The organism is Nonomuraea sp. NPDC049725 (genome assembly GCF_040674795.1).
GTDB lineage: Bacteria > Actinomycetota > Actinomycetes > Streptosporangiales > Streptosporangiaceae > Nonomuraea > Nonomuraea ceibae.
In genome coordinates this window covers 78,317-103,942 of the sequence record NZ_JBFANJ010000001.1, presented here as the reverse complement: position 1 = coordinate 103,942, position 25,626 = coordinate 78,317, and the positions used below count along the sequence as shown (strand labels likewise).

Below are 25,626 nucleotides of genomic sequence, written 5' to 3'. Positions count from 1 at the left end.
CCCGCCTGAAGGTGAGGCACTCATGAGGAAATGGCTCGCGCGCCTGGCTGTGCTGGGCGTCGCGCTGTTGGTAGCCGGGCAGGGCCAAGCGGCCCTAGCGCAGGACCCTGCGGCGGGGAAGAAGATCGTACGCGTGGGCGCCACCCAGGCCGTCGACTCGATGAACCCCTTCCTCGCGGTCCGCCTGGTCTCCACCTCGATCCACCGCTGGATGTACGGGTTCCTCACGGTGCCCGACTCCAAGACGCTCAAGCCGAGCCCCGACCTGGCCGAGTCGTGGACCACGTCCGAGGACGGCCTCACCTGGACGTTCAAGATCCGCCAGACGAAGTGGTCCGACGGCCAGCCGGTCACCGCCGAGGACGCCGCCTGGACGTTCAACAAGATCATGACCGACGACGCGGCCAAGACCGCCAACGGCCCCGCCGTCGAGAACTTCGAGAGCGTCACGGCCAACGGCCAGGACCTGGTCATCAAGCTCAAGGCCCCGCAGGCCTCGATGCTGGAGAACCCGATCCCGATCATGCCCAAGCACGTGTGGGAGAAGGTCACCGACCTCGGCCAGTTCTCCGGCGACCAGTACCCGGCCGTGGTCAGCGGCCCGTACATCGCCGTCGAGCACAAGAAGGACCAGTACGTCAAGCTCAAGGCCAACCCCAACTACTGGCGGGGCGCCCCCAAGATCGACGAGCTTCAGGTCATCTTCTACGACAACCCCGCGGCCTCGATCGTCGGCCTGAAGAACGGCGAGATCGACCTGATCGGCCGGCTCAACCCGCCGGAGTTCGAGGCGCTCAAGGGCGACCCCAACATCGTCCAGTGGAACCAGCAGGGCCGCCGCGCCAACTACCTGCAGATCAACCACGGCGCCACCACCACCGACGACAAGCCCGTCGGCGACGGCCACCCGGCGCTGAAGGACCAGAAGGTCCGCCAGGCGCTGCACTACGCCATCGACAAGGACAAGCTCGTCGCCGAGGTGCAGAACGGCCTGGCCAAGCCCGCCCACGGCTCGATCGTGCCGCCCATGTACACGGACTTCTTCTGGGAGGCCGGCGGCGACACCAAGGTCACCTACGACCCGGCCAAGGCCAACCAGATCCTCGACGAGGCCGGCTACAAGAAGGGCGCCGACGGCGTCCGCACGATGCCCGACGGTGACCGCAAGCTGGAGTTCCGCTTCAGCATCCACACCGACACCCCGATCGAGGACAAGCTCGCCGAATACCTGACCGGGTTCTTCAAGGAGATCGGCATCACGCTGACCACCAAGAAGCTCGACTCCAGCAAGTTCACCGAGGAGACCGGCGTCACCGGCCTGTTCGACATCGCGATCAGCGGCTGGTCGGTCAACCCCGACCCGGAGGAGGTCCTGGCGACGCACCTGTGCAGCCGCCGGCCGACCCCGTCCGGCGAGGGCGGCGGCACCGAGTCGTTCTACTGCGACGAGACCTTCGAGAAGCTCTACCAGGAGCAGCTCAAGGAGCTCGACCGGCCCAAGCGCGCCGAGCTGATCAAGCAGATGCAGGAGCGCCTCTACACCGACGCCCCGGTCATCGCGATCTACTACACCAACGACCTCGAGGGCTACCGCAAGGACCGCATCAAGAGCGTCACCTCGGTGCCCGAGCAGGACGGCATCCTGTACGGCGCCAGCAGCTTCTGGCCGTTCTACTCGCTGGAGGCCGTCGAGCCGGCCGCCGCCGAGGCCGAGGGCGGCTCCAACACCGGCCTGATCGCCGGCGTGGTCGGGGCCGTGGTGGTCATCGGCCTCGGAGCCTTCTTCCTCACCAGGCGGCGTAAGAGTGCCGCGGACGACCGAGAATGACAGCACCTCTCGAAGCAGTGGAACCCGCCGCCTCCCAGGCGGCGGGCCCCGCTGAGGACCACCGCCCCGCCCGCCACGGCATCCTGCGCTACGCGCTGTCGAAGGCCGGCGGGGCGTTGTTCAGCATCGCCATGGTGATCATCGGAACGTTCTTCCTGTTCCGGCTGCTCCCGGGAGATCCCGTACGGGCCCTGGCCCAGGGACGCAACATGACCCCCGAGCAACTGGACATGGAACGCCGCAGGCTCGGCCTCGACGAGCCGCTGATCAACCAGTTCCTCAACTTCCTGGGCGACACGCTCCGCTTCGACCTCGGCATGTCCTACGAGTACAAGCGCCCGGTGCTCGACCTCATCGGGGACCGGATCGGCGCCACGCTGCTGCTGGCGGGCGTCGGCCTCGCGGTCGCGGTCAGCCTCGGCATCTGGCAGGGCATGCGGGCCGGGTGGCGCCACGGCAGCCGGTTCGACCGGTTCTCCACCGGCACCTCGCTGGTGCTGTGGTCGGTGCCGACGTTCTGGCTCGGGCTGCTCCTGCTGCTGGTGTTCGGCGCCTACCTCAAGATCTTCCCGTCGCGGGGCATCCAGAGCGTCGACGCGCCTGACGGGTTCGCCTACGTGCTCGACGTCGCGCACCACATGGTGCTGCCCGTCATCACCCTGGTCGGCGTGGTCTACGCCCAGTACCTGCTGGTCATGCGCTCGTCCCTGCTCGACGAGGTGGGCCAGGACTACATCACCACCGCCCGGGCCAAGGGCCTGCGCGACGACGACGTGCGGCGGCGGCACGCGGTGCCCAACGCGCTGCTCCCGACGGTCACGCTGGTGTTCATGCGCGTCGGCTTCGTCGTGGGCGGCGCGGTCACGGTGGAGACCATCTTCAGCTGGCCCGGCCTCGGGCAGCTCTTCTACGAGGCGGTCAGGGTGCCTGACTTCACGCTGATGCAGGGCACGTTCATGCTCATCACGGTCGCCGTGATCATCATGAACACGCTGGCCGACGTGATCTACCACATCCTCGACCCGAGGGTGAGGTCGGCATGAGCGTCGCGTCGGCACGCAGGCGGCAGTCGCTGACCCGGTTCTGGAAGGACTTCAGCAGGCAGCGGGCCGGCGTCGTGGGCCTGGTCATCCTGGTCGTCGCCGCGCTGCTGGCCGTGGTCGCGCCGCTGTTCATCGACCAGAGCGTCACCGGCGTCGTCAACGCCCCCGGCAAGCCGATGCAGCCGCCCAGCCTGGAGTTCCCGTTCGGCACCGACGAGTCGGGCCGCTCGATCCTGCTCATGGTGTGGTGGGGCTCGCGCACGTCGCTGCTCATCGGCTTCCTCGCGGCGCTGGTCAGCATGCTGATCGGCACCGTGCTCGGCATCGCCGCCGGGCACTTCCGCGGCTGGGTCAGCGCGGTCATCCTGCGGGTGACCGACTGGTTCCTGGTGCTGCCCTCGCTGGTCACGGCCCTGGTGCTGGCGGCCATCATGGGCGGCAGCACGTTCACGATCATCATGGCGATCGGCGTCACCACCTGGCCGACGACCGCCCGGCTGATCCGCGCCCAGACGCTGGCCGTCGAGGCCCGGCCGTACATCGAGCGCTCCAAGGCGCTCGGCGCCGGCCACTGGCACGTCACCACCCGGCACGTGCTGCCGAACGTGGCGCCGCTGCTGCTGGCCAGCACCACGCTGGAGGTCGCCAGCGCCATCGTCACCGAGTCCACGCTGGCCTTCCTCGGCGTCAGCGCGAACAAGACCTCGTGGGGCACGATGCTGCGCGGCTCCTACGACTGGGGCGCGGCCACCTCGGGCGCCTGGTGGTACATCCTGATTCCCGGCCTGTGCATCGTCGCGGTCGTCATGGCGTTCACGCTGTGCGGCCGGGCGCTGGAGGCCGTGCTCAACCCGCGACTGCGGAAGGCGGGCGCATGACCCTCCTCGAACTGGACGACGTCTCGGTGACGTACCGGATCGCCTCCGGCGAGGTCCCCGCCGTGCGCGGGGTGTCGCTGTCGCTCGACAGCGGCGCCGCGCTCGGGGTCGCCGGCGAGTCGGGGTCCGGCAAGTCGACGCTGGCCATGGCGCTGCTGCGGCTGCTGCCGCGGGACGCGCGCGTCGGCGGCCGGATCCTGCTCGGCGGCGAGGACGTGCTGACCATGAAGTGGGGCCGGCTCCGCGCGGTGCGCTGGGCGGAGGCCTCGATCGTGTTCCAGGGCGCGCAGCACGGGCTCAACCCGGTGCGCCGGATCGGCGAGCAGATCGCCGAGCCGATGCTGGTGCACGGCCTGGCCAAGCCCGACCAGGCGGACAAGCGGGTGGCCGAGCTGCTCGGCCAGGTCGGCATGCCCGCCTGGCGGGCGCAGAGCTACCCGCACGAGCTGTCCGGCGGGCAGCGCCAGCGCGTGATGATCGCGATGGCGCTCGCCTGCTCGCCCAAGCTGATCATCGCCGACGAGCCGACGACCGCGCTCGACGTGATGGTCCAGGCCCAGGTGCTGACGCTGATCAAGGACCTGGTCGCCGAGCACGACATCTCCCTCATCATGATCTCGCACGACCTGTCGGTCCTCGCCGACGTGTGCGGGCAGCTCGCGGTCATGTACGCGGGCCGCGTCGTCGAGCACGGCCCGTCGCGCGAGGTGTTCCACGACGCCAAGCACCCCTACAGCAGGGCGCTGGCGGCGGCGTTCCCCACGGTCGGCGACCCGGTCTCCCGGCTGGCGCCCAAGGGGCTCGGCGGCGACCCGCCCGACCCCATGCACCTGCCGTCCGGCTGCGCCTTCCACCCGCGCTGCCCGGTCGCGCTGGAGGAGTGCTCGTCGCTCGACGTCGAGCTGTGGCCCGCCGGTGACCGCCGCAGCGCCGCCTGCGTGCACGTACGGGCGAAGGAGGAGGCCTCATGACCGAGACCGAAGCACCGGCGGAGACCGTGAGCACGGCCCGCCGCACCCTGCTCGAAGCCCGTGACCTGCGCGTGGAGTTCGCCTCGCGCGGGCGGCGGGCCCGCGCGGTCGACGGCGTGAACCTCGCGGTCGGCGAGGGCGAGATCGTGGCGCTGGTCGGCGAGTCCGGCTGCGGCAAGACGACGCTCGCCCGCACGCTGCTCGGCCTGGAGAAGCCCACGGCGGGCACCGTCCACTTCGACGGCCGGCCGCTGAAGTACGGCTCGAAGGCGCTGAAGGAGTACCGCCGGCAGGTGCAGCTCGTCCTCCAGGACCCGACGGGCTCGCTCAACCCGCGGCACACCGTCTACGAGGCGGTGGCCGAGGGGCCGCGCATCCACGGCCTGCCCGACGAGGCCGACATCGTGAACTCGGCGCTCTCGCGGGCCGGGCTGCGCCCGCCGGAGCGGTTCCTGCTGCGCTACCCGCACGAGCTGTCCGGCGGCCAGCGGCAGCGCGTGGTGATCGCCGGTGCGCTGGCGCTGAACCCGAAGGTGCTGATCGCCGACGAGCCGGTGGCCTCGCTGGACGCCTCGGTGCGCGGCGAGATCCTGGCGCTGATGCTCAAGCTCCGGGACGAGCTGGGGCTGTCGGCGCTGGTCGTCACCCACGACCTGGGCCTGGCGTGGAACATCGCCGACCGGGTGGCGGTGATGTACCTGGGCCGGATCGTCGAGTCGGGGCCGGTCGAGCAGGTGCTGACCGCGCCGCGCCACCCCTACACGCAGGCGCTGCTGTCGGTGCTGCCCGAGTCGCCCGAACGGGTGGTGCTGACGGGCGAGCCGCCGGACCCGACCCGCATCCCGGGCGGCTGCCGCTTCCACGCCCGCTGCCAGGTGCTCGCCTCCGGCAAGGCGGCCGAGGCCGGCGTGGACGCCCGGTGCAGGGGTGAACTGCTCGACATCCTGCCCGCTTCGGCCGCCGCGCAGGCGGCCTGCTACTACGCGGACGCCACGGGCTGAAAGGCCGCCGCGTTCTCGGCGGCCCACTCGGCGAAGCTCCGGGCGGGCCTGCCGGTGACCTGCTCGACGGTCGGGACCACGGTCTTGCCGACGTCCGGGGTGTTGCCCAGGGCGTCGATGAGGAACGCGATCGTCTCCTCGCCCATGCCGAACGAGCGCCACTGGGCGCGGGCCTCGTCCTCGGTCAGCTCGACGAAGCGGATCTCGGCGCCGAGGGCCTCGCCCAGCAGCCGGACCTTCTCGGCGGTGGTGACGGCGGCGGGGCCGGTCAGCGTCAGGCTCTCGCCGCCGCGCCCGCCCTCGGCCAGCACGGTCGCGGCCACGGCGGCGATGTCGCGCTCGTGCACCATCGCGCTGAGCCGGTCGCCGAACGGCTCGCGGACGACGCCCTCGCTCCTGACGGAGTGCGTCCACCACTTGAGCGTGTTGGACATGAACTCGACCGGGTGCAGCAGCGTCCACTCCATGCCGGTGGCGGCCAGGGCCTGCTCCAGCGCGCCGTCGGCGCGCCCGCCGAGCACGGTCACCCGCTTCACCCCGGCCTCCGCCGCCAGCGCGGCGATGCGGTCGCCGTGCTGGAGGGGCGCGTAGTCGTCGCCGGCGAAGTTGATCAGGTGCGCGGCCTCGACGCCGTCGAACGCGGCGGCCAGCGTCTCGGGCCTGGCCAGGTCGCCCTCGACGACCTCGACGCCCTCGGGCAGATCGGCCTTGGCGGCGTCCCTGGTCAGGGCCCGGACGCTGTGGCCGGCGCGCAGGAGCTCCTCCACGACGAGGCGGCCGACGGTCCCGGTGGCTCCGGTGACGAGGAAAGTCATGGCATGCTCCTTCTAGCAGTGCGGAACGGAACGTTCTGATCTCAGAATAGCAGAACAGAACGTTTCATTCCACTAAAAGGCGCTGATCGCCGCCGGAGCCCTCTCGGCCCTGCTCAGCGTGCGGATCACCGCGGTCGCGCCGTGCCGGTGCACGGCCAGCCGCGCCAGCATCTCGACGACCGGCTCCACGACCTGCGGCGGCAGCTCGGGAGTCGGCACCCCGACGCTGGCGGCCAGGTCGTCGGCGTGCACCACGAGCTCGATCAGCCGGGTCAGCAGGAAGTCGTCCAGCAGCAGCGACCAGTTCGGCAGGTCGATCACCCGGTCGGCGGGCTCCGCCGCGAGCGCGGCCCGCTGCCGGTCGAGCAGCTCCTCCGTGGCCGCCGCCAGCGCCTCGGCCCCACGGGCGGCGGCCTGCTCGCCTCCGCGCCTGATGTTCACGTTGCTCTCGTGGTCGAGGCCCTCCTGCACCCACGGGGAGCGCGTGTAGTGCTCCAGCAGCCGGATCGGCTCCCCGGCCCCCTCGCTCGCCAGCGCGCCGTCGACGCGCACGAGCTGCTGCGCCAGGTGCCCGGCCAGCCCGCCGACGCTGAACTCGGTCAGCGCGCTCGGCTTGTCCCAGGCCGCCGCGACGGCGGGGTCCCGCAGCAGCGCCGCCGCCGAAGCGGCCGCCGTCACGTACGCGTTCCTGATCTCCCCCATGGGTGGTGATATCCCCTCATTGCGTCTTCATTGCGGTGTTTTCGCCCAGGTTATCCCTGGCGGTCCGCGTGATCGCGTCCCGGATGAACCGCCGGGCCAGCTTCGCCCTGCGGAACCGGCTCAGCACCGGCGGCGGTGTCCCGTACCGCCTGGCGCGGATGTCGGCCACCACCACGTCCGGCGCGCCCAGCTCGGCCAGCACGTCGAGCGCCTCCCGCTTGGTGATCAGCCGCCCGTCCCGCAGCGTCACCGTCGCCCGCGCCACCGTCACCATGCCGAGGTCCACCCACACCTCGCGCAGCCAGCGCCGCCGCCCGCCGACCTTGACCAGCCAGAAGTCACGCAGATCCGCCCGGACGAAGTCGGCCAGCTCGCCGTCGGACACCGGCGGGATCAGCGCGTCCGGCGGCTCCCCGTACAGCTCCAGCGCCCCCGTCAGCAGCTCGCGGCGGGTGACGGCGGTGACCGGCCGCTCGAACAGCTCCGCCATCGCCCACGTCACGTGCCGCTCGCCCGGATCGGCCAGCCGCGCCACCGGCAGGTAGGAGCAGTGCAACTGCCCGGCCAGCGGCAGGTCGAGCCCCTGGTGAAGCGCCTCCAGCCGGCCGCGCTCTGCGTCGGTGAGCGGCCTCTCCACCACGGCGACCAAGTCCAGATCGCTCCGGCCCGGCTGGTAGTCGCCCCTGGCCAGCGACCCGTGCGCCCACAGCGCCACGAGCGGCACGACCGGCCCGACCTCCGCGAGGAAGCGCGTCAGCAGAAGCTCCGTGGAAGTGTGCATGCTGCCACTGTGAACGATCAGCCGCCGCCCATCCATACGGCGGCCGGTAAAACCGGTTGCCGGGTGCCGGGGGCGCCCGAAACGATCGGGTTCATGACCGCTGAACGCCCGCTCGCCCTGGTGACCGGGGTGGGGCGCACCACCGGCATCGGCGCCGGCATCGCCCTGCGCCTGGCCGACGCCGGCTGGGACCTCGCCTTCACCTACTGGCACCCGTACGACGAACGCATGGCCTGGGGCGCCGAGCCGGGCGCGACCGAGGAGATCGACCGGGAGCTGGCCGGACGCGGCGCGGCCACCGTGGCGGTCGAGGCCGACCTCGCCGACCCCGAGGCCGCCACCCGGATCTTCGACGCCGCCGAACGCCTGGGCCCGGTCACCGCGCTGGTGATGTGTCACTGCGAATCAGTCGACTCCGGCCTGCTCGACACCACCGTCGAAAGCTTCGACCGGCACTTCGCCGTCAACGCCCGCGCGACCTGGCTGCTCGTCCGCGAGTACGGCCGCCGCTTCCGCGGCGCGCACGGCACCGGCCGCATCATCAGCCTGACCAGCGACCACACCGTGCACAACCTGCCCTACGGCGCCAGCAAGGGAGCCCTCGACCGGATCACGCTGGCGGCCACCCACGAGTTCGCCCACCTCGGGATCACCGCCAACGTCGTCAACCCCGGCCCGGTCGACACCGGCTGGATGTCGGACGAGGTGCGTGACGCCTGCCTGGACGCCACGCCGCTCGGCCGCCTGGGCACCCCGCAGGACACCGCCCACCTGGTGGAGTTCCTCTGCTCGCCGCAGGGCGGCTGGATCAACGGCCAGCTCCTGAAGAGCAACGGCGGCATGGCCTGACCGGCACGCCGGGCTCAGGCCGGCGCCGTGGCGGGCCGGACGCCGGCGCGGCGCCGGAGCCCGAAGGCCGCGATCACCACGCCCGCGACCGCCGCCCCCACCGGGACGAGCAGGGCGAGCCGGAGCGAATCCAGCGCCGCCTCCGGCGTGGCCGCGCCGCCGAGCGCCGCCACGCTCACGGCGGTCACCGCCGACAGCCCGAGCGCGGTGCCGAACTGGAAGGCGGTGTAGAGCAGCCCGCTCGCCAGGCCGTGCTCGTGCTCGGCGACGCCGTCGGTGGCCGCCATGGTCAGCGGCCCGTACGCCAGCGAGAACGCCAGCCCGAGCAGCAGCATGGTCGGCAGCATCGCGGCGTACGTCCAGTCCATGCCGATCGGCAGGAACAGCGCGTAGCCGAGCGCGGCCACCACCAGCCCGCCGAACAGCACGCGGGCGTTGCCGAAGCGGTTGACCAGCCTCGGGGTGAGCGTCGGGGCCAGGACGGTGTCCATGCCGATCACCAGCATGGCCAGCCCCGTCTGCAGGCTGCTCCAGCCGCGCACCTCCTGGAGATAGAGGGTGGCGACGAACTGGAACCCGGCGAACGACGCCAGGAACAGCAGCGCGCCCAGGTTGGCCCGCACCAGCGGCCCCGAGCGCAGGATGCCCAGCCGCACCAGGGGGTTGGCGGCCCGCCGCTCGATCAGCACGAAGGCCACCAGCAGCAGGAGCCCGGCGCCGAACACGCCGAGCGTGTACGCCAGGCCGTCACCCGGGTGCTCCAGCCGGACCACGCCGTAGACCAGCAGCAGCATGGCGCCGGTGATGCTGAACGCGCCGGCCAGGTCGAACCCGCCCGCGGGCCGCTCGGGCGCCGGCGTCTCCTTGATCAGGATCAGCGCGGCGGCCAGGATCAGCGCCGCCATGATCACCGGCGCGAAGAACACCCAGCGCCACCCGATCGAGGTCAGCAGCCCACCGGCGACCAGGCCGAGCGAGAAGCCGCCCGCCGCCGTCCCGGCGTACACGCCGAGCGCCTTGGTGCGCTGCGGCCCCTCCGGGAAGGTGCCGGTGATCAGCGACAGCCCGGCCGGGGCCATGAACGCGGCGGCGACCCCGGTCACGAACCGGGCGACGAGCAGCATCCACCCCTCGGTCGCGAATCCGCCCAGACCGGAGAAGGCCAGGAAGACGGCCAGCCAGAACAGGAACATCCGGCGCCGGCCCAGCAGGTCGGCCGCCCGGCCGCCCAGCAGCATGAATCCGCCGTAGCCGAGCACGTACGCGCTGACGACGCCGCTGAGCGTGCCGGTGGACAGGCCCAGGTCGGCCCGGATCGACGGCAGGGCCACGTTCAGCATGGCCACGTCGATCCCTTCCAGGAAGACGGCTCCCGCCAGGACGAGGAGCACGCCCCAGGCGCGTGCGTCCATGCGGGTGTGCACAGGTGTGGACACGGTTCCATTCCTCTCGACAGCACGGAACCGGTCACGGTTACTCAACAGCATGCCGGTTCCCTCTTGTAACCAGCAGCATCGTCGAGCACCATGAGGTGTCATGGAAGACGGCACTTCACAGTCCCTCGGTTACTGCGGGGACACCGGCGGCGACTACGACGTCCTGCAGTGGGACACCCGCGAGGACTGCGAGGTCAGGCAGATCCTCGACCGCGTGGCCGACAAGTGGTCACTGCTGGTCATCGCGCTGCTCGACCGGCGCAGCCTGCGCTTCAGCGAGCTGCGCCGGATGATCGACGGGGTCAGCCAGCGCATGCTCACGCGCACGCTGCGCCACCTGGAGCGCGACGGGCTGGTCAGCAGGACCGTGCACCCGACCGTGCCGCCGCGCGTCGACTACGAGCTGACGTCGCTGGGCGCGACCCTGCACTCCACCATCCGCGAGCTGGTCACCTGGACCGAGTCGCACCAGAACGAGATCGCCACTGCCCGCGCCGCCTACGACGCCCGCGTCCTGGCCGAGCAGGAGGCGGCCGAGGCCGACGCGGGCAGGCGGGCCGAGATCGCCCGCAGCGTGCTGACGGGCTCCCGCTGAGCCCGAGGCGTCAGGACGTGCCGAACAGGGCGCTGACCGACTCGCCGCAGTGGATCCGGCGCATGGCCTCGGCCAGCGCCGGGGCGACCGACAGCACCGTGAGCTTGTCGCTGGGCTTGGGCGGCGGGACCGTGTTGGTGCACACGATCTCCTCGACCTCGGGCAGCGCGCTGAGCCGCTCGATCGAGCCGTCGGCGAACAGCCCGTGGGTGCACGCCACGCGCACCGAGCGGACGCCGCGCTCGCGCAGCCGGTCGAGCAGCTCGATGACCGTGCTGCCCTTGGCGATCTCGTCGTCCAGGATGATCACGTCCTTGCCCGCCACGTCGCCGATGACCGAGCTGATCACCACCCGGTCGTCGGCGAAGCGCTGCTTGGCGCCCATCGCCACGCCCGCGCCGATCAGGCGGGCGAAGTGCGCGGCCTCCTTGGCGTTGCCCAGGTCGGGGGAGACCACGACGGTGTCGGACAGGTCGTAGCGCCGGAAGTGCGCGGCCAGCTCCCGCAGCGCGTGGAGGTGGTCGACGGGGACGCTGAAGAAGCCGTGCACCTGCGGGGAGTGCAGCGTCATCGTCAGCACCCGGCCCGCTCCGGCCGTCGCCATCAGGTCGGCGACGAGCCGCGCGCCGATCGAGATGCGCGGCGCGTCCTTCTTGTCGGAGCGCGCGTAGGCGTAGTGCGGCATGACCACGGTCGTCCTGGCCGCCGAGGCGCCCCGGGCGGCGTCGAGCATGAGCAGCAGCTCGACCAGATGCTCCTGGGTGGGCGGCACGAGCGGCTGGATCAGGAACACGTCACGCTCGCGGCAGTTGGCCTGGAGCTGGACCTCGATGACGTCGTTGGCGAAGCGGTCGACCTTGACCGGGTGGAGTGGGGTGCCGAGCTGGGCGCAGATCTCCTCAGCCAGCTCCGGGTGGGCACTCCCGCTGAAAACCGTGATGTCTCGCACGATTCCCACACCCTACAGTCAGGCCGGCAGGCCGGGCGTGAGCGAGCCGAGGTCGTCGACGACGCGCCAGGCCAGGGCCAGCGCGTCGGGCGCGGGCGGGTAGCGCGGGTGCGGGACGGCGATCACGCGCATGCCGGCCGCGTCGGCGGAGCGCAGGCCGTTGCTGGAGTCCTCGACGGCCACGCAGTCCGCCGGGTCGACGCCGAGCCTGCGGGCCGCCTCCAGGTAGCCGTCGGGGGCGGGCTTGCCGCGCGCGACCTCCTCGGTCGACACGGTGGCCGTGAAGCAGCTCGTCAGGCCGCTGGCGTCGAGCACCACGTCGATCAGCGCCCGGGGCGAGGAGCTGGCCAGGCCGAGCGTCACGGATGCGGCCAGCCGCCGGACGGCCTCGGTGGCGCCGGGCATCAGCGGCACGCCGTCGCGGTAGCGGGCCGCCATCTGCTCGATCACGCGCCTGGCGATCTCGGCCGGCGGCAGGTCCACGCCGAGTTCGTGCAGGTAGGCGGCCCATTCGCCGGTGCTCATGCCCATGAGCCTGGACTGGGTGTCGTCCTGCCACACGCCGCCGTGGTCGGCGACGAAGGCCCGCCGCACCTCTTCCCACACCGGCTCGGAGTCGACGAGCACCCCGTCGAGATCGAACACGCACGCTTTCATGGGCCCAGCAAATCACATCCGCCTTTTGTCCGTATTGCCCGACCTTTGGCCCTGTCTGTGGTGATTTTGGGGCATGCACCCGGCATGGCCGACCTTCCATTCCACGATCGCCAGGACTACGAGGACGCGGATCGCGGGTTCATCGCCGGTCTGACCCCGGCCGTGGTCAAGGACGTCGACGGCCGGGTCGTCTGGGACAACGACGCCTACGCCTTCCTCCAGGCCGACTGCCCCGAGACCGTCCACCCCAGCCTGTGGAGACAGGGCCAGCTCTGCGCCAGGCAGGGCCTGTACGAGGTGGCCGACGGCATCTACCAGGTCCGCGGGCTCGACCTGTCGAACATGACCCTGGTCGAGGGCGACACCGGGGTCGTCGTGGTCGACCCGCTCATCTCCACCGAGTGCGCCGCCGCCGCGCTCCGCCTCTACCAGGACCATCGCGGCGAACGCCCGGTCACCGGCGTCGTCTACACGCACTCGCACGCCGACCACTTCGGCGGCGTACGCGGCGTCACCGGCGGCGGCGTGCCCATCCTGGCCCCGGAGGGCTTCCTCGAACACGCCGCCGCCGAGAGCGTCTACGCCGCGCCCGCCATGACCCGCCGCGCTGTCTACATGGAAGGACCCGCCCTCGACAGGTCACCGTGGGGCCAGGTCGGCGCCGGCCTCGGCATGGCCTCCTCGACCGGGACGATCTCCCTCATCCCGCCCACCCTGTACGTCACGCGCACCGGCCAGGAGGAGACCGTCGACGGCGTGCGGTTCAGCTTCCAGCTCGCGCCCGGCGCCGACGCGCCACCCGAGATGTCGTTCCTGCTGCCCGACCGCCGGGCGCTCTTCCTGGCCGAGAACGCCACCCACAACCAGCACAACCTGCTGTCGCTGCGCGGCGCCCCGGTGCGCCACCCGCGCCGCTGGACGCACTGCCTCACCGAGGCCATCACGCTGTTCGGCGACGCCGCCGACGTGGCCTTCGCCTCCCACCACTGGCCCTCCTGGGGTGGCGAGAACATCGTCCGCTTCCTGTCCGAGCAGCGCGACCTGTACGCCTACCTGCACGACCAGACGCTGCGCCTGATGAACCAGGGCATGACCGGCCCGGAGATCGCCGAGCACCTGCAGCTCCCGCCCGGCCTGGAGCAGGTCTGGCACACCCACGGCTACTACGGCTCGACCGGCCACAACGTCAAGGCCATCTACCAGCACTACCTCGGCTGGTTCGACGGCAACCCGGCCCACCTGTGGGAGCACCCGCCCCGGCAGAGCGCCATCCGCTACGTGGAGTGCCTGGGCGGCGGCGCCGCCGTGGTCGCCTTCGCCAGGGCCTACATCGACGCCGGCGACCTGCGCTTCGCCGCCCAGCTGCTCAACCACGCGGTCTTCGCCGACGAGGGCAACAAACCGGCCCGCGACCTGCTGGCCGAGGTCTACACCCGGCTCGGGCACGGCGCCGAGAACGCCACCTGGCGGAACTCGTACCTGATGGGGGCGCTGGAGCTGGCCGACGGGATCGTGCCCGCCACGGCCGCGCAGCCCTCGCCCGACCTGATCGCGGCGCTGAGCGTGAGCCAGATCTTCGACTCGATCGCCATCCGGGTCAACGGGCCACGGGCCTGGCACGAGCGGCTGTCGATCGACTGGCACCTGACCGACCTGGGGGAGCGGCACCGTACGACGCTCTCCAACGGGGCGCTCGTCCACCAGGAGAACCCGCCGGAGGCGGAGGTCGACCTGACGCTCACGCTCACCAAGGCGCAGCTCCTCGCGCTGCTCACGGGCAAGTGCGTGGAGGGCGTGGACCGGGAGGGCGACACGGGCGTGCTCAGGCGCCTGGTGGCCGTGCTGGACCGCCCCGTGCCCGGCTTCGCGATCGTGACCCCGTGACCGGGCCCGCCCACATGAGCGTCGCCAGCACCGCCCCGGCCGCCGGACCGGCGAGCAGGGGCGCCGACACGCCGCCCGCGTGCCAGCTCGCCGCCGCCCCGGCCGCGCACGCCAGCACGGTCACGGCGAACGTCGCCGCCCACAGCGGAAGCACGTACAGGAAGGCGAAGAACAGGGGGAACACCAGCCAGGCGAACGGCGCCGACAGCGTCGCCAGGCCCGCCCACGCGCAGGTGAGCGTCACCAGCCAGACCCGCTCGCCGGTGCGGCTCAGGCCGCTGCCGAACACCGGCCCGGCCGCGTAGAGGGCGGCCAGCAGCACGCCGGCGACGGCCACGACGGGCCGTCCGTCGCCGCCCACGGCGGCCAGCAGCAGCACCGCCGACGCGCCGTGGACCGCCCACCAGAGCAGCCGCACCATGCCGCCGAGCGTAATCCGCGCAGGTCAGCGCCGCCGGGGCGCCACGCTGGTGAAGGCGAGATAGAGCACGCCCGCCAGCACCAGCGCGACCACCACGCCGATGTTGGCCGAGGCGAACGTGCCCGCCTTCAGGTCGTCGCTCATCAGGAAGCCGACCAGGCCCGCGATGTTCGGGTCGGCCGAGCTGATCAGGCCGATGCCGACGAACGAGGCCGCCACCAGCGACACCACGCCCGCCCAGTTGACCGCCGGCGCGCCCGGCCGCAGCAGCCGCTCGTCGTAGGCGCGCCCGCCGTCGCGCAGCCGCCACAGGTCCACCAGGAAGACCGCGACCCAGGCCGCCATCACCACGCCGATGATCGCCAGGAACGCCTGGAACGTGGCCAGGAAACTGGTCGAGACGAACAGCAGGTAGTAGCCGCCGAGCACCATGAGCAGGCCGTCGATCAGCACCGCGTAGTGCCGCCTGATCGGCACGCCCAGCGCCAGCATCGACAGCCCCGACGAGTAGATGTCCATGATCGCCCCGGCCAGGAACCCGCCGATGGCGGTCAGCAGGTACGGCAGGAGGAACCAGGTCGGCAGCGCCCCCGCCAGCGCCGCCACCGGGTCACCGGCCGCCGCGCCGGCCAGCTCCGGGTCGCCGCCCGCCAGCAGCACGCCGAACACCAGCAGCACCATCGGCGGCAGCGCCCCGCCCAGCGTCGTCCACAGCGCCACCCGCGAGGGCCGCGACGCCGACGGCAGGTAACGCGAGTAGTCGGCCCCGCAGTTGACCCAGCCCAGGCCGAGCAGCGTCATCGCGAAGATCACCCCGCCCACCCAGGCGCCCGGCCCCGCGTCGCCGCCCTCCAGCGCGGTGCCCAGGCGCGGCGCCATCAGCACCATGTAGATCACGGTCAGCACGACGAACGCGTAGGTCAGGTACCGCTGCACCGCCATGATCATCGCGTGCCCGTACACCCCGACCGCGATCGTCACCAGCGCCGCCACCGCGAAGCACACCGCCGTCGCCGTCGTGGCCGGCACGCCCGGCGCGACCCGGCCCAGGATCGCCGCCCCGCCCTGCGCCGCGAGCGTGACCAGCACGGTCTCCCAGCCCACGTTCGAGACGTACGACAGCGCGGCGGGCAGCTTGTTGCCCTGGTAGCCGAACGGCGCCCGGCCCAGCGTCATCGTCGGCACCCCGGACCGGGACCCGGCCACGGCCACCAGCCCGACCAGGCCGAACGAGAGCGCGTAGCCGACCGCCCCGGTGATGATCGCGGGGACGACGCCCAGCCCGAGCCCGACCACGTACACGCCGAACGCGACCCCGAACAGGGACAGGTTCGAGCCCGCCCACGGCCAGAACAGATCCGACGGCCGGCCGCGGCGCTCCCCTTCGGGGATCGCGTTGATGCCGTTCCGCTCCACCGCCAACGTGTCCATGATCGGACGGTACCCGGGGTACATGAGGCGGAAAAGGGGGATGTGACCGCCGTGACGCCTGACCCGCGCAGGCCCGCGCTGGCCGTCTGCCTCGTGGCGGCGTTCATGTCCGGCCTGGACGTGAGCATCGTCAACGTCGCCCTGCCCTCGATCAGGGAGAGCCTGCACGCCTCCGCCGACGGCCTGCAGTGGATCCTGTCCGGCTACGCGCTGACGTTCGGGCTGCTGCTGGTGCCCGCCGGGCGGCTCGGCGACGCGCGCGGCCGGCGCGACCTGTTCGTCCTGGGCGTGCTGCTGTTCACCCTGGCCAGCGCCGCGTGCGGGCTCGCGCCCAGCATGCCGGTGCTGGTCGTCGCCCGGCTGCTCCAGGGCCTGGCCGCCGGGGTGATCAACCCGCAGGTGTCGGGGCTGATCCAGCAGATGTTCCAGGGCGCCGAACGCGGGCGGGCGTTCGGCGCGCTCGGCGCCACCATCGGCGTGTCCACCGCCGCGGGGCCGCTCATCGGCGGCGCGCTCGTCACCGTGTTCGGCGCCGACCACGGCTGGCGGTGGGTGTTCCTGGTGAACGTGCCGATCGGGCTCGCGCTGCTGCCGCTGGCCCGCAAACTGCTGCCCGCCATGCCGCGCGGGCAGGGGCGGCGCGAGAGCATGGACCCCGTCGGCGTGCTGCTGCTCGGCGCGGGCGTCGCCGGGCTGCTGCTGCCCGTCATCCAGCAGCACCAGTGGCAGAGCCCCGCCACCTGGCTCCTCGTCCCGGCCGCTCTGGCCGTGCTCGCCGGCTTCGTCGCCTGGGAGCGGGCCTACGGCAAGGAACCGCTGGTGCGGCTCGCGCTGTTCGCCCGCCGCTCCTACAGCCTCGGCACCACGATCGCGCTGTTCTACTTCGCCGGGTTCACCGGGATCTTCTTCATCTTCACCCTCTACCTGCAGAGCGGGCTCCACTACAGCCCGCTCCAGGCCGGGCTGTCGATCACCCCGTTCGCGCTCGGCTCGGCGTCGGCGTCGCTGCTCGGCGGCCGGCTCGTCGGGCGGGCCGGGCGGCGGGTGGTCGCCGTCGGCCTGCTTGTCGTCATCGCCGGGCTCGCGTCGACCGTCTGGGCCACCGTGCTCGTGCCCGGCCCCGGCGTCGGGCTCGCCACCGCGCTGCCGCTGCTCGTCGCGGGCATCGGCAGCGGGCTCGTCATCGCGCCCAACCAGGCGATCAGCCTCTCCGAGGTGCCGCCGGCGGGCGGCGGCAGCGCCGCCGGGGTGCTGCAGACCGGGCAGCGGCTCGGCTCGTCGATCGGCATCGCCGCCGCCGGGTCGGTCTTCTTCGGGTCGCTGCGCGACGGCTGGCCCGCCGCCTTCAGGCACGGGCTGCTCGTCGTGCTGGCCTTCGTCGGCGTCGCCCTGACCGCCGCCCTCTACGACCTCGCCAAGGGCCGGGCCGAACGCTGACCCTCCTCGCGCCTCACAGGCCGAGCAGCCGGGCCTCCACGGCCGGATCCAGCCCCACCGAGGGACGATCCGGGCGCATCGGGGCCCGGCCGCCGATGCTCCGCAGCCACTCCCACGTGTCGGCCACCGTCTCCGCCACCGGCCGCACCCTCAGCCCCGCCGCCACGGCCTTGGACACGTCACCCCCTTGCATGACCGCGTGGTCCTCGCCCACCAGCCAGATCGGCAGCTCGGTCCACGGCTGGACCCCGGCCGCCAGGATCGTCTCCGCGTCCACCCAGCGCAGCTCCGCGTCCGACCCGGTCACCCGCACGGCCGTCTCCAGCAGCTCCGCCATCGTGGTGAACCCGGGCGGGCTCACCACGTCGAACGCGCCGCCGATCCCGCGCCCCGCCGCGTCGAGGCACCAGCGCGCCAGGTCACGCGCGTCGACGTACTGGACGCCCAGGTCACGCGGGCCCGGCGCGAGCACCGGGCCGCCCCTGGCGATCCTCGTCAGCCACCACGGCAGCCTGCCGATGTTCTCGTGCGGGCCCAGGATCAGGCCCGCCCGCGCCAGCAGCGCCCGGTCGCCGAACGCCGCCGTCGCGCCCTCCTCACCGCCCGCCTTCATCGCGGCGTAGCCCTCGTCGCCGGCCTCCACCAGCGGCGCGCTCTCGTCGGCCCCGTAGGGCACCGGCGGCGCGTAGACCGAACGGCTCGACACGTACACGTAATGGCCCGCCCGGCCGGCCAGCAGCGCCGCGGACTCGCGCACCGCTGACGGGGCCCACGACCACGTGTCGACCACCACGTCCCACTCGCCGCGCGCCAGCGCCTCCAGCCCGCCCTCCCGCGTGCGGTCGCCGCGCAGCGCCGTCACCCCGGGGGGCGGCTCGTGCGTGCCCCGGTTGAACATCGTCACCCGCCAGCCGAGCGCCTGGGCCTCCTCGACGAACGCCCGGCCCACGAACTCGGTCCCGCCCAGCAGCAATACGTCCATGGGACCCCACTGTGCCCGCCCGCCCCCGCCCCGCCCAGAGGCCCACGCCCGCAGCGGAATCGCGAGGAGCGAAACTCATGCCCCACCCGTCCGCCGTCCTCCTGCTTCCCGCTCACTGGATTTGTGGCGGGAACGCCGTCGAACGTCATGAATGTCCGGTTCGGGGTAGGGATTGGACGTGCTCATACCTCGCTCGATCCGCGGGCGTCTGACGACGATCGCGGTGCTGGTCGGGGCGCTGATCTTCGGCACGTCGTCCACGGTCGCCGTGGCCACCGTGCCCGACAATCTGCGCGACCAGGTGGACGCCAGGGTCGAGCTGGCCGTGCGCCGCACCGCCAGCGACGCGCGCATGGGCACGCTCAAGCCGAAGATCGAGGTCCCGGCCCGGATCCAGTTCGTGCAGGTGGTCGGGGCCGACGGCCGGGTGCTGTCGGCGGGCAGGCTGGGGCAGCGGCGCCTGGTGACCGGGTTCGACCCGCCCGAGCCGGAGCACGTCTACGCCGTCGACCGCAACATCACCGGCCTGCCGCCGCACGTCGACCCCGGCGGCGACTACCGCGTCATGGCGATGACCGTGCGCAGCCCGTCAGGCCCGGTCACGGTGTACGGGGCGGCGTCGCTCGGCGACGTCAACCGGGCGCTGAAGTGGATCTACGGCATCGTCTTCGCCGGCACCCCGCTGGTGCTGCTCATCATCGGGCTCATCACCTGGTTCACGGTCGGGCTCGCGCTGCGTCCCGTGGAGCACATCCGGGCCCAGCTCGCCGCCATCACCGGCCGGGATCTCAGCCGCCGCGTCCCCGTGCCCGACACGGGTGACGAGATCACCAGGCTGGCCGTCACCACCAACAGCACGCTCGACCGGCTCGAACGCTCTGCCGAGACCCAGCGCCGCTTCGTCGCCGACGCCTCGCACGAGCTGCGCAGCCCCATCGCCGCCCTGCGCACGCAGCTCGACTACGCGACCGCGTACCCGGAGGAGACCGACTGGTACGACACCGGCATGCGCGCGATGGCGGCGACCGACCGGCTCGCGGCCATCATCGACGAGCTGCTCATGCTGGCCCGCCTGGACGCCGGGGCCGTGGCGCCCCGCTCCACCGTCGACCTCTGCGACCTGGCGCGGGACCAGGCGGAGCGCCGCCGCACCGGCCGCGTGCCCGTCCACACGCGGCCGTGCGCGCCCGCGCCCGTCCTCGGCTCCCAGACACAGCTCGACCGCGTGCTGACGAACCTGCTGGACAACGCCGTACGGCACGCCGACACCCGCGTCGACCTCGACGTCTCGCTGGACGGCGAGCACGTCGTCGTCACCGTCACCAACGACGGCGACAGCATCGCGCCCGAGGACCGCGAGCGCGTCTTCGAGCGGTTCACCCGGCTGGAGGCGGGCCGCACCAGGGACCGGGGCGGCAGCGGCCTGGGGCTGGCGCTCACCCGCGAGATCGTCACCCGGCACGGCGGCGCCATCACGGTCGCGGACCACGAGCCGGGCACCCGGTTCGTGGTCCGCCTTCCGCTGCGTCCTAACCCGTCACCGTGATCCGGTTGGTTGCGGGGGGCGCGATCGGGTTGTTCTGCCCCAGGTAGGCGACGAACGCGTCGATGTCGAGCGGCCCGCTCCACAGGTCGGCGCCCTCGGTGAACGCCTGGAACGCGTCACCGCCGCCGACCAGGAAGTTGTTGGCCGCCACCCGGATCGACTGCGTGCCGGTCACCGGCACCCCGTCGATCTTGATGTCGGACACCTTGGCGCCCCAGGCGGCGCCGGTGCTGTAGGTGTAGGTCAGGTTCGCCGAGGGCTGCAGGATCTTGGTGAACGCCTGGTTGTTCGGCCCGCCGGTGAACTGCTGCTCCAGCACGGTCTTGAGCTGGGCGCCGGTCAGCGTGACGACCTGCATGAGATTGTTGAACGGCTGCACGGTGAACGCCTCGCCGTACGTGACCGTCCCGTCGCCCTCGCCCGCCGGGGAGCTCGCGTACGACAGGGAGGCGCGCACGCCGCCCGGGTTCATCAGCGCGATCTGCGCGTTGCCGCCCTCCCGGGTGGCGGCGAGCTGGGCGTCGGCGATGAGGTTGCCGAGCGCGGACTCGCCGGACGGGGCGGCGGTGTTGGTGATGTCGGCGGTGATCGTGCCGACGGGCCGGTTGGCGACCGGGGCGACCCGGTCCTTCCACGTCTGCACGAACGCCGAAATTTCGGCATCCGGGGCGACCGTCCGGGTCACCACGTGGTTGTCCGCCACGACCGAGGAGCGGTCGACGTCCCGCGACCGCACGTCCACCTTCAGGTCCACCTGCGTGATCACGCGCCCGAACGAGCCGCCCTGCGAGTAGAGCCGGTCACGCCCCGCCGGGTCCTTGACCACGCACTTGTACGCCTGGTGCGAGTGGCCGCTGAGCACCAGGTCGACCTCGGGATCCACCTGCGTGGCGATGCGGTTGCCGGCGCCCGGGATCGCGGCGCAGGCGTCGGGCGACTGGCCCGCCGTCACCTGGTCGCCCTCGTGCACGAGCACGACCTGGGCCTCCACGCCCACCAGCCGGAGCAGCCTGGAAGCCACGTTCGCGGCCTTGACCTCGTCGACGAACTTGAGATCCTTGATGCCCTCGGCGGTGACGATGTTCGGCGTCGTCTGCGTGACCAGGCCGATGAAGCCGATCGGCACGCCGTTCATCCACTTCACGCTGACCGGCGGCAGCGCGGGCACGCCCCAGTCCTTCAGCAGCTCGCCGAACCTGCTGCTGTCGCCGAGGGCGGCGAGCGCGTCGGTCCGCTCGTCCCGGTTCTTGAACAGCACGTTGGCGCCCACGTAGTCGAACGTCGCGCCCTTCCACGGTCCGGCGGGGGAGCAGCCGTCCACCGGGTGGCAGCCGCCCTTCATGATGCGCCGCAGCTCGGCGTAGCCCTCGTCGAACTCGTGGTTGCCGACCGCCGCCACGTCCAGGCCGAGCTTGCCCAGGAACTCCACCGACGGCTCGTCGTGGTAGGCGGCCGAGAGCAGCGGCGTGGCCCCGATCAGGTCACCCTGGGCGACCGCGATCGTGTTGCCGTCGGCCAGGGCCTTCATGTGCGTCGCCACGTACGCCGCGCCGCCGGCCTCGACCGTGGCGCCGTGCTCGTCGACCATCCGCCCGGAGGACCCGGTCGGCGGTTCGAGGTGGCCGTGGAAGTCGTTGAGTGCGAGCAACCGGACCGGAACGGTCCTCGGTGCCTTGCTCGCGTCCGCCGGGAGGCCGGCGAGCAGGACGCCGCCTGCGGCGACGGCTCCGGCCATCGTGAGCCGGAGGAGGGAACGGGACGTCATGGCCCAAGAACATACGTCCGCAAGCCATGCAGCCAATGGCGCAAAGGTAACGATTCATCGCGCCCGGACATGGCGTCATTTGCCAGTCGTACGTCTAGAGTTCGATCTGTGAGCGAGAGTGTGAAAGTCCGGGAACGGCTTGATGACCAGGAAATCGCCGGGGTGTTGTCCGTCGTCGAGGCGGCGACCGAGACCGACGGCGTCCGCCCGCTGAACGAGCACGTGATGCTCCACCTGCGCTACGGCGGCGATCCGAGGGCCCGCTCCCTCCTGCTCTACGACGGCGCCGCCCTGGCCGGCTACGCCCACGTCGACCCCACCGACGAGGTCGAGGGGCCCAGCGGCGAGCTCGTCATCCACCCCGCCCACCGCAGGCGCGGCCACGGCGCCCGGCTGCTGCGCGCCGTGCTCGACCTGACGGGCGGCAGGCTGCGCCTGTGGGCGCACGGCGACCACCCGGGCGCGGAGGCGCTGGCGGCCTCCTCCGGCCTCGAACGGGCGCGCTCGCTCTGGCAGATGCGCCGCTCCCTGTTCGCGCCGCTGGCCCCGTACGAGGTGCCGGAGGGCATCAGCGTACGGACGTTCGTCCCGGGGCAGGACGAGGAAGCCTGGCTGAAGGTGAACTCCGCGGCCTTCGCCCACCACCCCGAACAGGGCGCGTGGACAATGGACGACCTGCTGCTGCGCGAGCGGGAGCCGTGGTTCGACCCCGAAGGGTTCTTCCTCGCCTTCCGCGGCGACCGGCTCGCCGGATTCCACTGGACCAAGATCCACGGCTCCGACGAGCACCAGGAGCACGGCCACGAGCCGCTGGGCGAGGTCTACGTCGTCGGCGTCGACCCCTCCCAGCAGGGCACCGGCCTGGGCAAGGCGCTCACCCTGGCCGGCCTGACCCACCTGCGCTCGCGCGGCCTCGCCCAGGCCATGCTCTACGTGGACGAGGCCAACACGGCCGCGATCAGGCTGTACGAGTCCCTTGGCTTCAGCCGCTGGGACGTCGACGTGATGTACGCCGCTACTCCACCAGGAAGTGCAGCGCGTAGTACGACAGAGCAGCCACCAGAGCCGCTGCCGGAATCGTGAGGACCCAGGCGGTCACGATGTTGCCCGCCACGCCCCACCGCACCGCCGACAGCCGCTTGGTCGAACCCACGCCCATGATCGCCGAGGTGATCGTGTGCGTGGTGGAGATCGGCGCCCCGAACCCGATCGCCGCGCCGTACAGCACCGTCGACGCGGCGGCTTCCGCGGCGAAGCCCTGCGGCGGGTCGAGGGCGATGATGCGGCGGCCCAGCGTCCGCATGATCCGCCAGCCACCCGCGTACGTGCCGAGCGAGATCGCGCCCGCGGCGGCCAGGATGACCCACTGCGGGATGGGGTCGGCAGGAGCGGCGTAACCGCCGACGACCAGCGCCAGGAAGATGACGCCCATCGTCTTCTGCGCGTCCTGGAGGCCGTGGCCGAGCGCCATCGCCGCGGCCGAGACCGTCTGCGCGTAGCGGAAGCCCCGGTTGGCCTTGCCCGGTTGCGCGTTCCTGAAGATCCAGTAGATTGCGATCATGATCCCGGCCGCCAGCGAGAAGCCGACGAGCGGTGAGATGATCATGGGAATGACGACTTTGGCCACGACGCCCTCCCAGTGCACGACGCTGGCCGAAGCCAGGGCCGAGCCGATGAGACCGCCGATCAGCGCGTGGCTGGAGGAGGAGGGCAAACCGAAGTACCAGGTGATCAGGTTCCAGACGATCGCGCCGATCAGGCCGGCCGCCACGATCACCAGTCCATGTGTGCCGTCAGGCGCGTCGATGATTCCTTTGCCGACGGTCTGCGCGACCTGGGTGCCGAGGTGAGCACCGATGAAGTTCATCGCCGCCGCCATGAACAGCGCCGCCCTGGGCGTGAGGGCCCGGGTGGAGACTGAGGTCGCGATGGCGTTGGCCGCGTCGTGGAAGCCGTTGGTGTAGTCGAACACCAGGGCGACGACGACCACGCCGATGACGAGGGCGAGCGTGAGGTCCACTGAGTTAGCTTTCCTTGACCGCGATCGACTCGATCGTGTTGGCCACGTGCTCGAAGGCATCGGCCGCCTCTTCCAGGGCGTCGATGACCTCCTTCATCTTCATCACCGTCAGCGCGTCGTACTCGCCGCTGAAAAGCTTGGCCAGCAGCCGGCGGTAGACCTGGTCGCCCTGGTTCTCCAGGCGGTTGACCTCGATCCAGTATTCGTTGAGGTTCTTCATCGAGCGCAGCCTCGGCATGGCCTCGGCGGTCAGCTCGGCGGCCCGCTCCAGGACCTCCACCTGCCGGACGACATCTTTGGGGAGATGATCGATCTGGTAGAGGACGATGAGGTCCGACGCCGCCTCCATGGCGTCCATCACGTCGTCGAGGTTGGAGGCCAGCCGGTAGATGTCCTCGCGGTCGAAGGGAGTGATGAAACTCTCGTTGAGCCGGTTCATGATCGCGTGGGTGCGTTCGTCCCCGGCGTGCTCGCAGGCGCGCATCTTCTCGGCCAGGGCCTCCCGGTCCGAGCCGTCGCTGATGATCTCTACGAGCAGGCGTGATGCTGTGACCAGGTTGTTCGCCGAGTCGGCGAACAGGTCATAGTAGCTGTCCTCACGTGGCGTGAGACGCAGGCGCACGTCGTTCTCCAGATGTGCGGGGATGGTCCGTGGAAGAGGGTACGGCTTACCAGGCAAAATGCGAACTTCATGTCCCCTTCTCCTAGTCGCTACCCTCCGTATGCTGTACGACACCGCGGCCCAGAGTACTTTGAGTGCCTTTTTGTCACACAGGCGGGGCTAGATCCGGGTGCGATGAAAGTTGCGGAACGACCGCGACGGAGTCGGCCCACGCTGCCCCTGATAACGGGACCCGTACTTCTCCGACCCGTACGGGAACTCCGACGGAGAGCTGAGCCTGAACACGCAGAGCTGCCCGATCTTCATCCCCGGCCACAGCTTGATCGGCAACGTGGCCACGTTGGACAGCTCCAGCGTGACGTGCCCGCTGAACCCCGGATCGATGAAGCCGGCCGTCGAATGCGTGAGCAGACCCAGACGGCCCAGCGAACTCTTGCCCTCCAGCCTGGACGCCAGGTCGTCGGGCAGCGTGATCACTTCGTAGGTGGAGGCGAGCACGAACTCGCCCGGATGCAGGATGAACGGCTCGTCCCCCGACGGCTCGACCACCCGCGTCAAGTCCGGCTGCTCGACACTGGGATCGATGTGCGGATACCTGTGGTTCTCGAACACCCGGAAAAAGCGGTCAAGCCGGACGTCGATGCTGGACGGTTGGATCATTTCACGGTCGAACGGGTCCAGCGCGAGCCGCCCGGAGTCGATCTCGGCCAGGATGTCGCGGTCAGATAGCAGCACGGTCAGCAAACTTACCTGGTGATCCAAAGTGAGGCTCGAAACTGGGGCTCGGTTGGCTTGGTGAAGTGGGTGCGGTTTCCGGTACAGTGGTGGCCGCGGCTTCGGGCCGTACGCGGGTGTAGTTCAATGGCAGAACATCAGCTTCCCAAGCTGACAGCGCGGGTTCGATTCCCGTCACCCGCTCCACACACGAAGGCCCAGGTCAGGACTTGAATCCCCACCCGGGCCTTGATTGTTTCCAGAGATGGTTGATCTTCGCGGGCCATTAGCGGGCCATT

At 71.5% G+C, this 25,626-nt stretch carries 24 protein-coding genes and 1 tRNA gene; 12 read left to right on the top strand and 13 right to left on the bottom strand.

Annotation, left to right across the window (positions count from 1 at the left end):
* The first annotated feature begins 22 nt into the window (after window positions 1–22).
* Genes AB0J53_RS00580 through AB0J53_RS00560 form a run of 5 tightly spaced genes read left to right on the top strand, consistent with a single transcriptional unit; the run spans window position 23 to window position 5,721 of the window.
* Complete coding sequence (locus AB0J53_RS00580) at window positions 23–1,828, top strand: ABC transporter substrate-binding protein (protein WP_364167528.1); 1,806 nt, start codon at window positions 23–25, stop codon at window positions 1,826–1,828.
* The gene (locus tag AB0J53_RS00575) at window positions 1,825–2,871 is read left to right on the top strand and encodes an ABC transporter permease (RefSeq protein ID WP_364167525.1); all 1,047 of its coding nucleotides are present in this window, start codon (window positions 1,825–1,827) and stop codon (window positions 2,869–2,871) included. Before AB0J53_RS00580 ends, AB0J53_RS00575 begins: the two co-directional genes overlap by 4 nt.
* Complete coding sequence (locus AB0J53_RS00570; RefSeq protein WP_364167523.1) at window positions 2,868–3,749, top strand: ABC transporter permease; 882 nt, start codon at window positions 2,868–2,870, stop codon at window positions 3,747–3,749. Before AB0J53_RS00575 ends, AB0J53_RS00570 begins: the two co-directional genes overlap by 4 nt.
* On the top strand, window positions 3,746–4,720 hold the full coding sequence (locus tag AB0J53_RS00565) for an ABC transporter ATP-binding protein (protein ID WP_364167521.1): 975 nt from the start codon (window positions 3,746–3,748) through the stop codon (window positions 4,718–4,720). Before AB0J53_RS00570 ends, AB0J53_RS00565 begins: the two co-directional genes overlap by 4 nt.
* On the top strand, window positions 4,717–5,721 hold the full coding sequence (locus AB0J53_RS00560; RefSeq protein WP_364167518.1) for an ABC transporter ATP-binding protein: 1,005 nt from the start codon (window positions 4,717–4,719) through the stop codon (window positions 5,719–5,721). The genes AB0J53_RS00565 and AB0J53_RS00560 overlap by 4 nt, the downstream gene beginning before the upstream one ends.
* Here the strand turns inward: AB0J53_RS00560 and AB0J53_RS00555 are convergent.
* The 3 genes from AB0J53_RS00555 to AB0J53_RS00545 all read right to left on the bottom strand — a co-directional run bounded on the left by AB0J53_RS00555 (window position 5,700) and on the right by AB0J53_RS00545 (window position 8,019).
* Window positions 5,700–6,536 carry an NAD(P)H-binding protein gene (locus AB0J53_RS00555; protein ID WP_364167515.1) on the bottom strand — a complete coding sequence of 279 codons (837 nt, stop codon included), beginning with the start codon at window positions 6,534–6,536 and terminating at the stop codon, window positions 5,700–5,702. The genes AB0J53_RS00560 and AB0J53_RS00555 overlap by 22 nt on opposite strands.
* A 72-nt stretch (window positions 6,537–6,608) precedes the next feature.
* On the bottom strand, window positions 6,609–7,238 hold the full coding sequence (locus AB0J53_RS00550) for a maleylpyruvate isomerase N-terminal domain-containing protein (protein WP_364167512.1): 630 nt from the start codon (window positions 7,236–7,238) through the stop codon (window positions 6,609–6,611).
* A gap of 16 nt (window positions 7,239–7,254) precedes the next feature.
* Window positions 7,255–8,019, bottom strand: coding sequence for a nucleotidyltransferase domain-containing protein (locus AB0J53_RS00545; protein WP_364167509.1), 765 nt, complete (start codon window positions 8,017–8,019; stop codon window positions 7,255–7,257).
* A 93-nt stretch (window positions 8,020–8,112) separates the two neighbouring features.
* Between AB0J53_RS00545 and AB0J53_RS00540 the strand changes: the two genes are divergently transcribed.
* Window positions 8,113–8,868 (top strand): SDR family oxidoreductase, encoded by a 756-nt coding sequence (locus AB0J53_RS00540; protein WP_364167506.1) that lies wholly within the window; start codon window positions 8,113–8,115, stop codon window positions 8,866–8,868.
* Window positions 8,869–8,882: 14 nt separating this feature from the next.
* Here AB0J53_RS00540 and AB0J53_RS00535 read toward each other — a convergent pair whose 3' ends face one another.
* Complete coding sequence (locus AB0J53_RS00535; protein WP_364167504.1) at window positions 8,883–10,304, bottom strand: MFS transporter; 1,422 nt, start codon at window positions 10,302–10,304, stop codon at window positions 8,883–8,885.
* 100 nt (window positions 10,305–10,404) lie between these two features.
* Between AB0J53_RS00535 and AB0J53_RS00530 the strand changes: the two genes are divergently transcribed.
* The gene (locus AB0J53_RS00530; protein ID WP_364167501.1) at window positions 10,405–10,899 is read left to right on the top strand and encodes a helix-turn-helix domain-containing protein; all 495 of its coding nucleotides are present in this window, start codon (window positions 10,405–10,407) and stop codon (window positions 10,897–10,899) included.
* A 10-nt stretch (window positions 10,900–10,909) separates the two neighbouring features.
* On the opposite strand, the gene AB0J53_RS00525 is transcribed toward AB0J53_RS00530, so the two are convergent.
* Window positions 10,910–11,848, bottom strand: coding sequence for a ribose-phosphate pyrophosphokinase (locus AB0J53_RS00525; protein ID WP_219511812.1), 939 nt, complete (start codon window positions 11,846–11,848; stop codon window positions 10,910–10,912).
* Window positions 11,849–11,866: 18 nt separating this feature from the next.
* The gene (locus tag AB0J53_RS00520) at window positions 11,867–12,493 is read right to left on the bottom strand and encodes an HAD family phosphatase (protein WP_364167498.1); all 627 of its coding nucleotides are present in this window, start codon (window positions 12,491–12,493) and stop codon (window positions 11,867–11,869) included.
* Window positions 12,494–12,589: 96 nt separating this feature from the next.
* Here AB0J53_RS00520 and AB0J53_RS00515 point away from each other — a divergent pair, with 96 nt between their 5' ends.
* The gene (locus AB0J53_RS00515; RefSeq protein ID WP_364167495.1) at window positions 12,590–14,389 is read left to right on the top strand and encodes an alkyl sulfatase dimerization domain-containing protein; all 1,800 of its coding nucleotides are present in this window, start codon (window positions 12,590–12,592) and stop codon (window positions 14,387–14,389) included.
* On the opposite strand, the gene AB0J53_RS00510 is transcribed toward AB0J53_RS00515, so the two are convergent.
* Both AB0J53_RS00510 and AB0J53_RS00505 read right to left on the bottom strand, forming a co-directional pair.
* Window positions 14,328–14,810, bottom strand: coding sequence for a hypothetical protein (locus AB0J53_RS00510; protein WP_364167493.1), 483 nt, complete (start codon window positions 14,808–14,810; stop codon window positions 14,328–14,330). The genes AB0J53_RS00515 and AB0J53_RS00510 overlap by 62 nt on opposite strands.
* Before the next feature lie 24 nt (window positions 14,811–14,834).
* Complete coding sequence (locus AB0J53_RS00505) at window positions 14,835–16,241, bottom strand: cytosine permease (RefSeq protein ID WP_364167490.1); 1,407 nt, start codon at window positions 16,239–16,241, stop codon at window positions 14,835–14,837.
* Window positions 16,242–16,292: 51 nt separating this feature from the next.
* On the opposite strand from AB0J53_RS00505, the gene AB0J53_RS00500 reads away from it, so the two are divergent.
* Window positions 16,293–17,678 (top strand): MFS transporter, encoded by a 1,386-nt coding sequence (locus tag AB0J53_RS00500; protein ID WP_364167487.1) that lies wholly within the window; start codon window positions 16,293–16,295, stop codon window positions 17,676–17,678.
* A 13-nt stretch (window positions 17,679–17,691) separates the two neighbouring features.
* Here the strand turns inward: AB0J53_RS00500 and AB0J53_RS00495 are convergent, their stop codons facing one another.
* Entirely contained in the window at window positions 17,692–18,660 is a 969-nt protein-coding gene (locus tag AB0J53_RS00495; protein ID WP_364167484.1) for an NAD-dependent epimerase/dehydratase family protein, read from the bottom strand.
* A gap of 178 nt (window positions 18,661–18,838) precedes the next feature.
* Between AB0J53_RS00495 and AB0J53_RS00490 the strand changes: the two genes are divergently transcribed.
* Entirely contained in the window at window positions 18,839–20,206 is a 1,368-nt protein-coding gene (locus AB0J53_RS00490) for an ATP-binding protein (protein WP_364167481.1), read from the top strand.
* Here AB0J53_RS00490 and AB0J53_RS00485 read toward each other — a convergent pair.
* Window positions 20,190–21,971, bottom strand: coding sequence for a bifunctional metallophosphatase/5'-nucleotidase (locus AB0J53_RS00485; protein WP_364167478.1), 1,782 nt, complete (start codon window positions 21,969–21,971; stop codon window positions 20,190–20,192). The two genes, AB0J53_RS00490 and AB0J53_RS00485, sit on opposite strands and share 17 nt — an antisense overlap.
* A 108-nt stretch (window positions 21,972–22,079) precedes the next feature.
* On the opposite strand from AB0J53_RS00485, the gene mshD reads away from it, so the two are divergent.
* Window positions 22,080–23,054: a mycothiol synthase gene (gene mshD / locus AB0J53_RS00480; protein ID WP_364167475.1), complete on the top strand. Its 975-nt coding sequence runs from the start codon at window positions 22,080–22,082 to the stop codon at window positions 23,052–23,054.
* Here the strand turns inward: mshD and AB0J53_RS00475 are convergent.
* The 3 genes from AB0J53_RS00475 to dcd all read right to left on the bottom strand — a co-directional run bounded on the left by AB0J53_RS00475 (window position 22,987) and on the right by dcd (window position 25,348).
* A complete protein-coding gene (locus AB0J53_RS00475) occupies window positions 22,987–23,991 on the bottom strand; it encodes an inorganic phosphate transporter (protein WP_219516887.1) in 1,005 nt (334 codons plus the stop codon). The two genes, mshD and AB0J53_RS00475, sit on opposite strands and share 68 nt — an antisense overlap.
* A gap of 4 nt (window positions 23,992–23,995) precedes the next feature.
* Window positions 23,996–24,613 carry a DUF47 family protein gene (locus AB0J53_RS00470; RefSeq protein WP_219516885.1) on the bottom strand — a complete coding sequence of 206 codons (618 nt, stop codon included), beginning with the start codon at window positions 24,611–24,613 and terminating at the stop codon, window positions 23,996–23,998.
* Window positions 24,614–24,772: 159 nt separating this feature from the next.
* The gene (gene dcd / locus AB0J53_RS00465; RefSeq protein WP_364167471.1) at window positions 24,773–25,348 is read right to left on the bottom strand and encodes a dCTP deaminase; all 576 of its coding nucleotides are present in this window, start codon (window positions 25,346–25,348) and stop codon (window positions 24,773–24,775) included.
* Window positions 25,349–25,460: 112 nt separating this feature from the next.
* On the opposite strand from dcd, the gene AB0J53_RS00460 reads away from it, so the two are divergent.
* Window positions 25,461–25,534, top strand: a tRNA-Gly gene (locus AB0J53_RS00460).
* Window positions 25,535–25,626: the final 92 nt, after the last annotated feature.